9 protein-coding genes are annotated in these 12,211 nt (G+C 32.4%); 4 read left to right on the top strand and 5 right to left on the bottom strand.

Going from position 1 to position 12,211, the window contains the following annotated elements:
* Positions 1–39: 39 nt before the first annotated feature.
* From OM075_RS19695 to OM075_RS19705, 3 genes are all read right to left on the bottom strand, one after another.
* The gene (locus tag OM075_RS19695; protein WP_301192264.1) at positions 40–1,908 is read right to left on the bottom strand and encodes a BamA/TamA family outer membrane protein; all 1,869 of its coding nucleotides are present in this window, start codon (positions 1,906–1,908) and stop codon (positions 40–42) included.
* A 189-nt stretch (positions 1,909–2,097) separates the two neighbouring features.
* A complete protein-coding gene (locus OM075_RS19700; RefSeq protein ID WP_301192265.1) occupies positions 2,098–2,649 on the bottom strand; it encodes a PepSY-associated TM helix domain-containing protein in 552 nt (183 codons plus the stop codon).
* Between the two features lie 41 nt (positions 2,650–2,690).
* Positions 2,691–3,185, bottom strand: a complete 495-nt coding sequence (locus OM075_RS19705) for a hypothetical protein (protein ID WP_301192266.1) — start codon at positions 3,183–3,185, stop codon at positions 2,691–2,693.
* A gap of 347 nt (positions 3,186–3,532) precedes the next feature.
* Here OM075_RS19705 and clpB point away from each other — a divergent pair, with 347 nt between their 5' ends.
* On the top strand, positions 3,533–6,115 hold the full coding sequence (gene clpB, locus OM075_RS19710) for an ATP-dependent chaperone ClpB (RefSeq protein ID WP_301192267.1): 2,583 nt from the start codon (positions 3,533–3,535) through the stop codon (positions 6,113–6,115).
* 72 nt (positions 6,116–6,187) lie between these two features.
* Here clpB and asnB read toward each other — a convergent pair whose 3' ends face one another.
* On the bottom strand, positions 6,188–7,774 hold the full coding sequence (asnB, locus tag OM075_RS19715) for an asparagine synthase B (RefSeq protein ID WP_301192268.1): 1,587 nt from the start codon (positions 7,772–7,774) through the stop codon (positions 6,188–6,190).
* Positions 7,775–9,295: 1,521 nt separating this feature from the next.
* On the opposite strand from asnB, the gene OM075_RS19720 reads away from it, so the two are divergent.
* The 3 genes from OM075_RS19720 to OM075_RS19730 all read left to right on the top strand — a co-directional run bounded on the left by OM075_RS19720 (position 9,296) and on the right by OM075_RS19730 (position 11,497).
* Entirely contained in the window at positions 9,296–9,817 is a 522-nt protein-coding gene (locus OM075_RS19720; RefSeq protein WP_301192269.1) for a hypothetical protein, read from the top strand.
* 265 nt (positions 9,818–10,082) lie between these two features.
* Positions 10,083–10,850, top strand: coding sequence for a hypothetical protein (locus OM075_RS19725; protein ID WP_301192270.1), 768 nt, complete (start codon positions 10,083–10,085; stop codon positions 10,848–10,850).
* Positions 10,851–11,068: 218 nt separating this feature from the next.
* Positions 11,069–11,497 (top strand): hypothetical protein, encoded by a 429-nt coding sequence (locus tag OM075_RS19730; protein WP_301192271.1) that lies wholly within the window; start codon positions 11,069–11,071, stop codon positions 11,495–11,497.
* Between the two features lie 519 nt (positions 11,498–12,016).
* Here OM075_RS19730 and OM075_RS19735 read toward each other — a convergent pair.
* A partial coding sequence (locus OM075_RS19735) for a transposase (RefSeq protein ID WP_301192272.1) occupies positions 12,017–12,211 on the bottom strand: 195 nt, incomplete at its 5' end.

Genomic DNA, 12,211 nt, shown 5'->3' on the forward strand with positions numbered 1-12,211 from the left:
GTTTGATTTAACATTAAACGGGGTGTTATTTAATAATCCTTATTCAAAACGATCGGAATATGGTTTTTGAATATCAAACGACCTGAAACCACCCACATCTTCTCCTGATAGTCTAAAATCAAAAGTTGTTCCTCCCATAGGAATTCTGGGAAAGTAAGCCAATTGGAATTGTATGGTATTGAATACCAAATTATCATTTCTGATTCGGATGCCTACACCAATTGAATAATAGGGCTTTGTGCCAAATAATATTTTGTCTTCACTGATCCATCCAATGTCAGCAAAACTAAAAGGCACCACTTTAAAACCTAAGATTTCAGTAGGGGTAAATAAAACACTTTCTGAGTTTAATACAAACTTTTGCAATCCTCTTAAATCACGACTACGGTATGATGAAATACCAGGAGAATTTTGAGTTAAATAAAAGTATTGAGGGTGATCAAGGTGCATGGCTCTGGTGTAGTACAGAGAAACAAAATATCTGAACTGGCTATTACCTATTTTCTTTAAAGAAGAAATGTATCTGGAATTATATCTCATCAGAGTTCTTTCCGGGTGTGAATTATAAAAGAAGGAGTTAAAATCTGCACTCAGGTAGATATAACCATTATTGGGAACAATGGCAGACCCTAATGAAAGGTGTCCTCCCAGGTAATAACGATTCTTTTTTTCATTGTAGTTATATCCAAAAGTCATTGAAGACAGAAAACCATAAGGTACATCTTCAATTCTACCATAATTGTAGATAAGCGTGTTTTTATAATAGCTTCTCTTGTTAAAGGATATGCCTGTAAAAAAATAGTAATTGGGTAAATAATACGAATCATACTTAATAGAATCAGGCAGATTGAAGTAATTGTTTATAATTACCTGTCCAAGTATACCAACCGTTGATCGGTTAAAATAGTTGGGCGCATTAATGAGAAATGTTCTACCTAACCAATAATCCTGATTTAAATAATCGAAGTTGTTGTATTCATTATCATCAGCAATAGAATCTGCAGGCACTCTGTAATTTCTTTTGATATTAATACCTCCTGCATATTTAATTTCAGGGATAAAGAAGTCCTTATTTAATCCCATATTGATAAAATGATCATTCCTTGTATTGTTAATCTCAGTAGAAAAAGAAATAAACGAACCATAAATATTATCCCATTGAATATTTTCATCAAAGCCAAAACTGTTATTTTCAGTGGCACGTGTATCAATTGAATGGTTCATTTCAAGTCCGTATCCAAATACATTCCGGCTATATACGCCAAACGTACTATGTTTTGTGGATAGGGAAACGTTGGCTCCATAAGGATAAGAATCCTGGGTAATTACCAAAACATCAACCAAAGAGGTGTCTTTGTTAGCTGGTTCTACTACAATCAAAGCATTGGTTATAAAGTTTAATGATCGCAGCATCCTTTCACTCTCATTAACATCTTGTATGTTCAGTAGCTCACCATTTTTAAAAGTAAGGGAGTTTTTAATGATGCTTTGCTTGGTTTGAAACCTAAGTTTTGTTAATGTTTTTTCGAGCTTGTTGGTGGTAAAATCAATGGTATCCAGAATGTTTCTGGCAAAGGGGGATATCTGTTTAATATTTATCGATCGAATAATTTTATGGTTGTATTTCTGATATTCGTGTTCAATTGATAATAGTAATTCATTAGCAGAAATATTCGAGTCTTTAGATACAACAAGCCATTCGTATAATTTATTATAAATATAACTACTATCCTTATTTGCTTTTAATAATTGCTGAATAGAGCTGTTTGTTATTTTAATGGAGTCGTTGGACTGTTTTTGTGCAGAAACAACAAAAACATGAAAACAAAAAAACAAAGCTACCCAAAGTAGCTTTTTAAAAATATCCTTTTTAACCTGTTGTAATATGTATGTTATTATGTTTCCCAAAGCATACCAAATATACTTATTTAACCCGGATTATGTATAGAATTCGTTATGAACATTGAAAGTGTCGTTAAACCAGGCTTTACTGCAACCAGGCATAGCAAGGTTCTAATGTGTTATTTAGAAGCTACAAAGTATCTTGTTTTGATGCAATTGCAATATATAAAAGGTTTATGAATACCTATTGAGGGATTAATATAAAAAGTAAATGATAATTGGAATTATTAAACCAAGTGTGATTAACGTAAGACCACGCCACTTAAAACCGTTTTTGCCTTTTAATATAACAGATCCGCTTATGGCCAATACAATAAGGCTAATTGCAAATACATCTGAAAAATACTTCCAGATAATGCCCGGGTTGAAATGTAGAAAGTTAATTGAACTAAATAATGGTCTGCTTTTTAATTCTTCATAAAATATTGATCCCGAATTATTGTTGAAGGTAATGGTTGATCCTTTGGATAAGAATATTTTTAATACATCATTTTGTGGGTAATAATGCTTTTTATATTCCTCGTTTGTTTGCGTTAATGTGATGATTTGGTCTATTGTTTCCTGAGATTTAAAGATTTGTTCAGGGCTTAATTTATAATTGATGGATTTGGTGTTAATGATGTAGTTAGGATTCCAATCGTGCTTATGGTTTAATGCTATTCCGCTTAATGCGTAAATAATAATCATACCTGTAAAAAAGTAGCCCAGGTCTCTGTGAATGATACGGTTTAGTTTTCTAAATTTCATTGTAATAAAAAAGCCGACTATTAGTCGGCTTATAATGTGGTTTATATTTGCTTAAAACTTTCACAAGCCATTACATATCCTTTAGCTTTATCTTCAGAAGAGCAGGCTTCACCTTCAGCATGTTCTTCGCTGTCTTGAATAAATACACTTAAAACTCCTGACGCTATAACCGTTTCGCCTTCAAGTGTTGGTTCAAATTTACTGATATTCTCACCAGCTTCAATTCTAATAAAAGTAGACTCATCAGTTCCTTTTAAAAACATTTTTTTGCCTGTTTTTTTGCAAGTGTGCATTACAAAACCCTGAAGTTCAATTTTTTTATCAATGTACATCTCCGGGTTACTTAGTAATTGGTCAACTGTTACAATAGCACTATCACTAATAGCAACATCGGCACTTGCCGCTGCTTCAGAACAACATGCTGTAGTTTGTTTTGCTTCGGCACAACATGATTTATCTTCTTCTTTTTTAGAAGATCTGGAAACACATGCAATTAATAAAATTGCAAAAAGAACACTTAATATTAAGTTTTTCATAAGTATAAATTTATTTTCATAAGGCTTATGGAACGCTCCAATATACTTAATCATTCAAGTGTGTTTGAAAGTGAATGATCACATTTATAAGTGCGTTTCATTTTGATTACTTCAATTAATAATGGATTTTGTATGAACTAAATTTTAGGATTTTAATGATAACAAATATAGAAATTAGGTAGATGAATCAAAAATATAGAGACGATTTGTTTTACGACTAAATATCATGTTTAAACTTGGTTTTATGTTAATTTGACATAATTCATAATGAAGTAAATGTCATAATGACACAAAATACATCTTGGATGTAAATTTGATAGTATGTTGGAAACGAAAATAATTTCATTATGAATTTTAAGGAATATACTATTAAATCGCAGGAAGCAATACAGCAAGCTGTAAATATTGCTTCTGCAAAAGGGCATCAGGCAATTGAACCCGGACATATCTTGAAAGGGATTATTGAGGTTGAAGAAAATATTATTTCCTTTTTATTTAGTAAACTTAATGTAAATAATATCAACCATACTTTAGATGCCATTATAGAGTCTTATCCACGAGTTTCCGGAGGAGAACCATATTTATCAAGAACCTCTAATGATATACTTCAAAAAGCAAAGTCGTATCTAAAGGAGTTTAACGATCAATATGTATCTATTGAGCATTTATTATTGGCAATTTTGTCGGTAAAGGATGCTGTTTCAAATATGCTAAAAGATGCTGGCGTAACAGAAAAAGATCTGGTTGCAGCCATTAAAGAATTGCGTAAAGGAGCAACAGTTGATTCGCAAACTGCAGAAGATAATTTTAATGCACTAAACAGGTTTGCTATTAACCTTAACGAACAAGCCCGTAATGGTAAATTAGATCCTGTTATTGGTAGGGATGAAGAAATCAGACGTGTACTTCAGATTTTATCACGAAGAACCAAAAACAATCCTATTTTAATAGGAGAGCCAGGTGTTGGTAAAACAGCAATAGGTGAAGGTTTGGCCATAAGAATTGTAAATGGTGATGTACCAGAGAACCTGAAATCTAAAATGATTTATTCTTTGGATATGGGTGCATTGGTGGCCGGAGCAAAATATAAAGGTGAATTTGAAGAACGTTTAAAGGCTGTTGTTAAAGAAGTGATCGGCAGTAATGGGGATATCATCTTGTTTATTGATGAAATCCATACGCTTGTAGGTGCAGGCAAAGGAGAAGGTGCTATGGATGCAGCCAATATTCTAAAACCGGCTTTGGCAAGAGGTGAGTTACGTGCTGTTGGTGCAACTACTTTAAACGAATACCAAAAGTATTTTGAAAAAGATAAGGCACTGGAAAGACGTTTTCAAATTGTTCGTGTTGATGAACCTGATGTATTGAGTGCAATTTCTATTTTAAGAGGTTTAAAGGAAAGGTATGAAAATCACCATAAAGTAAGAATTAAAGATGATGCTATTATTGCGGCAGTAAACTTATCTAATAAATACATTGCGGATCGGTTTTTACCTGATAAAGCTATTGACTTGATTGATGAAGCTGCATCAAAACTTCGTTTGGAGATGAACTCTGTACCAGAGGAAATTGATGAATTGGATCGAAAAGTGAGTCAGCTTGAAATTGAAAGAGAGGCCATTAAAAGAGAAGGTGACAAGCTGAAACTTGAGGTATTGAATGCTGAATTGGCTCAACTTAAAGATGAGCGATCCACTTTAAGAGCTAAGTGGCAGGAAGAAAAGAATATTGTTGATCAGATTCAAAGCTATAAATCAAATATTGAGGAATATAAATTTCAGGCAGAGAAAGCTGAGCGTGAAGGTCAGTTTGATAAGGTGGCTGAATTAAGATATGGTAAAATCAAAGAGGCTGAAGAGAAGATTGTTGAGCTAAAAGGTGTTTTAAGCCAGAAACAATCAGAAAATCCAATGCTTAAAGAAGAAGTGGATTCTGAAGATGTGGCTGGTGTAATCAGCAGGTGGACAGGAATTCCGATAACCAAAATGATGAAAAGTGAAAAGGAAAAACTGCTTTCATTGGAAGAGGAATTGCATAAAAGGGTTGTTGGTCAAAACGATGCCATTGAAGCAGTTTCTGATGCCATAAGAAGGAGCAGAGCCGGTTTGCAGGATGAGAAAAGACCTGTGGGTTCATTTATATTTCTGGGTATGTCGGGAGTGGGAAAAACGGAGTTGGCAAAAACACTGGCGTCCTTCTTGTTTGATGATGAGAATAAGATGACCCGTATTGATATGTCTGAATTTCAGGAAAGACACTCAGTATCTCGTTTAATTGGAGCGCCTCCGGGATATGTTGGATACGATGAAGGTGGACAGTTGACAGAAGCTGTGCGTCGTAAGCCATATTCAGTGGTGTTACTGGATGAGATTGAAAAAGCGCATCCTGATGTATTTAATGTGTTGTTGCAGGTATTGGATGATGGACGATTAACGGATAATAAAGGCCGGGTTGTTGATTTTAAAAATACTATTATTATAATGACATCAAATGCCGGATCAGATATTATTCAACGTAATTTTGACGGAGTTAAAGAAGAAAACATTCCTGAAGTTACTGAAAAATCAAAGAATGAAGTATTTCAATTACTTCGTCAGTCAATACGTCCAGAATTCTTAAACAGGATTGATGATATTATCATGTTTACGCCATTAACTCATAAGGAGATTAAGGAGATTGTTGGGTTGCAGATTAACGCTATTAAAAAGGCATTACAATCTAAAATGGTGGAAATTGATATTACTGATGAGGCAGTGGAATATATTGCTAATGTTGGTTTCGATCCTTTATTTGGCGCCAGACCAATAAAAAGAGTGGTTCAAAAGAGTATTTTAAATGAATTATCGAAACGCATCTTATCAGATGAAATAACTAAAGATGAGAAGATCATTATAGATTCGGATGGTAAGGATTTAATATTCAGAAACTAAAAAACAAAAAGGTGATTTCAAAGTTGAAATCACCTTTTTTAGTATATAAAAATTCACCTTTTGTAGAAACAATTAAACACCACTTGCTCCGTAGTTTGGTAAAACACGTGCACTTGGATCGTCCACATTACAGTTCTCCCATTCTTTATTAGGCATCCAGAAATCTTTGATTACACCAGCTCTTCCTGGGAAGTGCTTTTCAAAGATATCTCGATACATTAAAGATTCTTTAGTAAATGGAGGACAATATGGATACTTATCTTTAGCAGCAGCTAAGTCTTCGTCTGTATACATTTCTTCAGCATAAGCTTTTAAGTAATCTACAGAACTGTGTCCAACTGCATCCGAGAATGCTGCTTTATCACGGTGAAGAATTTCCTGTGGTAAATAATCACCTTCAAATGCTGCACGTAATAAGTATTTTCCTTCGCCATAAGTATTCATCTTTTTAGCAGGATCAATACTCATAATGTAATCTACAAAATCAAGATCACCAAAAGGAACACGAGCCTCTAATCCACAAGAAGAAATACATCTGTCTGCTCTTAATACATCATACATGTATATTTCGCGAATACGCTTTTCTGCTTCTTTTTGGAATTCTTCAGGACTAGGAGCAAAGTCGGTATATTTGTATCCTAAGATCTCATCAGCAATCTCACCAGTCATTAATACCTTAACATCTGTGTTTTCGCTAATATACTTACAAATAAGATACATACCCATTGATGCTCTGATTGTAGTAATATCCCAGGTTTCAGTATTATAAATTAAAGTACTTAAAGTATCAAAAATTTGTTGTTTTGTAAAAAGTACTTCAGTATGTTCTGCACCTAAGTATTCTGCTACTTTTTTTGCATATTTGGTATCAATAGGATCATCTTCAATACCTACAGCAAACGTTTTGATAGGTTTATCCAACATTTTAGCAGCTACAGCACATACTAAACTTGAATCTAAACCTCCACTACATAAGAAACCAACAGGAACATCTGCCTGAAGTCTCTTTTCGATTGCAGCGGTTAATTTTTCGTTGATATTTTTAAAAATCTCATCTAAGCTATCGTATGAAACCTTTTCAACTTTAGAAATATCTTTATAGCAGTGAAAAGATTCACCATCATAATAATGTCCCGGAGGGAATGGCTTAATTTCTTCACAAACAGCGTGTAAAGTTTTCATTTCACTGGCAAACATAATTTGTCCGCTGGCAGAATAACCATAAAATAAAGGACGGATACCGATAGGATCTCTTGCTGCAAAATATTTTTTAGCAACTGAATCATAAATTACAAATACAAACTCAGCATCTAATGATTTAGCAGTTTCTTCAATTCCTTTGTCTAAAAATAATGGAATAATAACTTCGCAATCACTTGATGATTGAAACTCAAATGAGTGCTCGTATTTTCTTCTTAGTTGTTGAAAGTTATAAACTTCTCCGTTACAAACTAAATTAATATTTTTATATGTTAAAGGCTGATTTCCATTGCTGGAAACATCCATAATGCTTAATCTGTGAAAGCCCATCCAGCCATCTTCACCAAAATCTCTAATATTGGAGTTGTCTGGGCCACGGTATTCAATTTTCTTAAACTCACTGGCAAACAAAAGTTTGTCCATCATGTCGTTGCCTGTATAAACTGCGAATCCACACATAAATTTTCGTCTTTTGGATATATTTTGTTTTTGATTTTGTTATTATTTCGATGTAAAAGTAGCTATTTAAAATTTAAAACCAAGAAATAATTACGATTTCATATTTTTATTGCGCTTTTACTTAGGGATTGTAACTTACCTAAAATAGGGGGTATCAATAAAATAAATATATAATATTCTATAAAAGGAAAATTCATTTGGGGTATTGGCTAAAAAAAATAACATTTAATAAAATGATCAATAAAATTTGAGGGGTTATATATTTTTTCACAAAAAAAGTAAAATAATTGACAAAAACATCTTGTTATAGTCATTTTGTAAATGTAAAGAGGAATTTTTAATGAAATTATAAGTTTTTGGAGAAAATATAGTGTTGATTTGAAAATAGATTCAATTCTAAACAGAAATTCGTAATATCAATTGAATACAACTACTGTAGCAAGCTTGCTTTTGCTGGTGCGAGTTTTTAACTGGTCTCTTTTGTATAAATAGTGGTCCATTAACTACTTATCTATAAACGTTTAATCCTTTGTTCTGCAGTTAATCTCTTGCAGCCATGCTTTCGCTGCTGCGAGTTTGTAACTCGTACCTTTTTATAAATACTGATCCATTAACTAACTGCATCTATACTTTCACCTTTCACCTTTTACCTTGTTGATCTATGGTTCTAAAGTAGTATGAAATAAGAATGAAAAAAATAACGGTAATTTTACCGTTACATTTTATAGCTTATTAAGCGTTGATTGTATGTATGTTAAGGTGATTGTGTTAAAAGAATATTTTTACTTTTAGTTTTATAAATAGCTATTTTATGGCGAATTGTGCATCTTTTGGCAAAAACGGCTAAAAATTGTGCACAAAAGTGTTAAAAATGGCATTTTACTGTGCATGTTCGGACTGTGAACGGACTTGCAATATACCTGCTGCGGACTGTCTGCGGATAGTGAACGGGTTTCTGCGGGTGGTCTGCGGATGGCCTGCGGGTGAGCATCGGTCTATAGCATCCGCAGAAATGCCGCAAACCATCCGTAAACCATCCGTATCTGTCTGCTCTTTGATAGCTTAACAGTCCGTTTACTGTACGTTACTTGGAGCTGGTTTTGGACTTACACTATGCCATATAACCCATACTTTAAATGGTTTTTGCCTGTTCGATGCGCAATAATTCAGAACTATGTGATGTATTTTATTAGGGAATGGTTGTGATACTAACCTTCGGTATATATTTATAATAAAACTAAGTATTAAGCCTCAAATTATTCGAATAATCGCTATAGCATATGTTGATTTTTAATGGCTTGTGCTATACAACATTATTGGTTCTAAGGATAGAAAAGGTCATTAAATTCGTTTAAAATGCATTTCTTAGACATAAAAAGTCCGTTATATACTACCACATGTTGAAATAATAATTATTTTTAACGGTTTTATAAATAAAATACAAAAGCGAAATAAGCCGCAGTATATGACGGTTACAGAAATGTTGTGTTTAATTTTGATTCCCAACCGTAATTAAATAAAATGATAGAATATTCGGAAACAATAAAATATAGAAACTTATTAATACTTGATATTATCTTTTTTTCTCCGTTATTAATAATGCTAATTGTTGGTATAGGGACATATGGAACAAAGGATTTTGTTGGAATTTTTGGATTTTTGACAATTTCCATAATTGCTTTGATTCCTTGGTTGAAATTTAAGAAAGGATTTCAAAGAATTAAAATTGATGGAACATCCTTAATTCATGAAAAATATATTTTATGGAAGTGGAAATCATCGAAATATTCATTGAAAGACATTAACAATATTAGATGTTCAAAAAATGAAGATTCAAAAGTATCATACTCGTTTGTTATTTTTGAGGTTGGTGGTGTAAAGAAAATACCAGAATCTACCAAAAACTATATCAAGAATCCAACAGCTTTACACTTTGACTATAATGAAACTCATGTAAAAATAGGTGAATTATTGCAGAAGTTTGAAGGAGATAAAATTGTAAAAATTGTTATTAAGAATAAAAGGAAATTAGAAAGAAACTAAACACAACACAAAATATAATTAATAGGGCGGTTTGGTGTCATTTAGTAAGTTTGTAGGGTGTTTGAGCACCGCCGAAGCTTTTGCTTCGGTTATGTAACGAATAAAAGTTATACCCAAAGCAAAAGCTTCGGCTCAGTAGAGGTCGGAATGGTTTGCTTTTCAAATTTGCCCTACTAAATTATATTTCACACGTTGTGCAAAATACTGACATAAAAGAATGCATAATCACAATTTTATAACAGAATCGAATTACATTCCTTGACATATGAACAAAATCACAACATTTTTAGAGTTATCATTAGAGTTATTCCGAAAAAATTATAATCTATTTATTCCTTTAACACTATTGGCTTCTATCCTTTCGTTTGCATTTGAAATGTTTGGTAAACTTATTGAATATCCAGATAGCACAGTAATTCAATTATCCTTAACATTGGCATTCTTAGCATTAATTATTCCTTATGTATACTATTTATCAAGAATTAATATCTCATTGATCTTAATAGTGAATGATAGAGTTAAGGGTATAGATACATCAATTAAAAAAGTTTACAAAGAATCGAAGGAACTGTTTTGGGGGTATTTTCAAACAGGATTAAAATTTATGTTATTATTAATAGTACCAATCATACTTTTGATAGTAACAATTACTGTTGATTTATCCTTTATTATCAAGATTTCAGTAGGTGCTATATCTATAATTGCAATATCGTACTTGGCAATTTTATATGGATTCTCATTCTTAGTGAGCGTCTTACAGCCTAATGAGAAAAATTACTTTGATAAAAGTAAGATCTTGTTTAAATCAAATAAACTTTTTGTCTTTATCCTTATTGTTTTTGTTTCAACAATAACCATTGTAACAAATTACTTACCTACCTATATTCTAAAAGACTCTTCATTATTTGGGTTTATTGATAACGGAGTAATAATTGGAATCTTATTGGGGATTGTTGTAGGTCCGATTACATCAGCTATGACTATCTATGCATATTGGTATCTTAATGATGATCTTTACCCAATTAATCAATAATGTACTTTGCCCAACACGTTGCAATAGCTCATAAGGGGTTCGTAATCATAGGGAAGGCCTCTACAAAGGCTACCAGCGTCAAATCGCAGATTTGGCTTTGAAATGAAATTTAAACAAAATTTGCGTTTTGGCTTAGTGTAATTATGAAAGTTTGTGAGGCTAAATCCCCATTACTAAGCCATGCAACAACCGTTGTGGGTTATTAAAAGAAGTCGTAAATGAGAATTCTATCAATAATAAGTTTGGCTGTTATTTTATTTTGTAGTTCCTGTGGTAACTTATACAATGACCTAGATTTAGGAGCCAATTTTTATTATCAGACTGAACCTTCTTTTAATAACATAGTTATCCCAGACAATAATGAAACACCATATTCTATTGGATCATTAGTTATTCGAAATATTGAATCATTGGGATTTAATAAAGACTTTATTCTGGCAACATCAATAAGAAACGACATAATTTTTTATTGGATCATTGATAAGAATTTAGAATCAACTAAATTGGGACATGACCAGTATTCAAATCTGAAACTTTCTAATGTTATGCAGCCTGACTCAATTGAATTCTATAACTTTAAATCTAAACAAAACATAGACCTTAGACCAAAGCTTTATTATCAGAAACAAGCTGGTTGGAAAAAGTAAAAACAACCCACAACACTTAGCCTCTAATGTAGGGTTGCTTGCATACCCTACAGATTGGAGGGTTTGTTGAACTAAACAATATTCCAGCAACTAATCAGTAAAGTATTAATAATGTGATTTTTACTTATAGTGTTTTAAATGGCATTTTTAATGCTTTTTATATTGTTTTATCATTGTCATTTTTGTGATATTTCAGTTAATAATGAACCATTTTATTAATTTGTTGCACTAGAAAGTAATTTATCGCACTTGGTATTTAATTGTAATACTGTTTTTTAACTACTATTTTAACAAGAGGATATAGCATTCCCATATACGCTTAAATGCATATTTGTTAGTTTATTGGTAAATAGATACTTGCTGCAAATATCAGGAAGCAGGAGGAGCCCTTTTACCAGGATAAGAAAGTATTAAAGCCAGCTCACCACCACAATCTTTACAGCTAAGACAGGAACATTTTCCAAACTTCATTTCAAGTACCTGAGCTCTTGAAGATTTTAGTTTATGAAAAGTTACCTTTCAGTCTTTGTGCAATAGCTCCAAACATTTGAATTTTTTACGAGTGCTCAAAAAGCCAAGATGCCTTATTCTTCTGAAATGAGGTGGGACGATATGCTCTACAAACCTTTTTAAAAAATCAACGCCAGTAATAGTTTGCGTTTCTGATTTATAATTATCCTTTCTGTTGCACCATTTAAAAGTAACATGAGTATC

The sequence above is a fragment of the Plebeiibacterium sediminum genome (assembly GCF_026013605.1).
GTDB lineage: Bacteria > Bacteroidota > Bacteroidia > Bacteroidales > Marinilabiliaceae > Saccharicrinis > Saccharicrinis sediminus.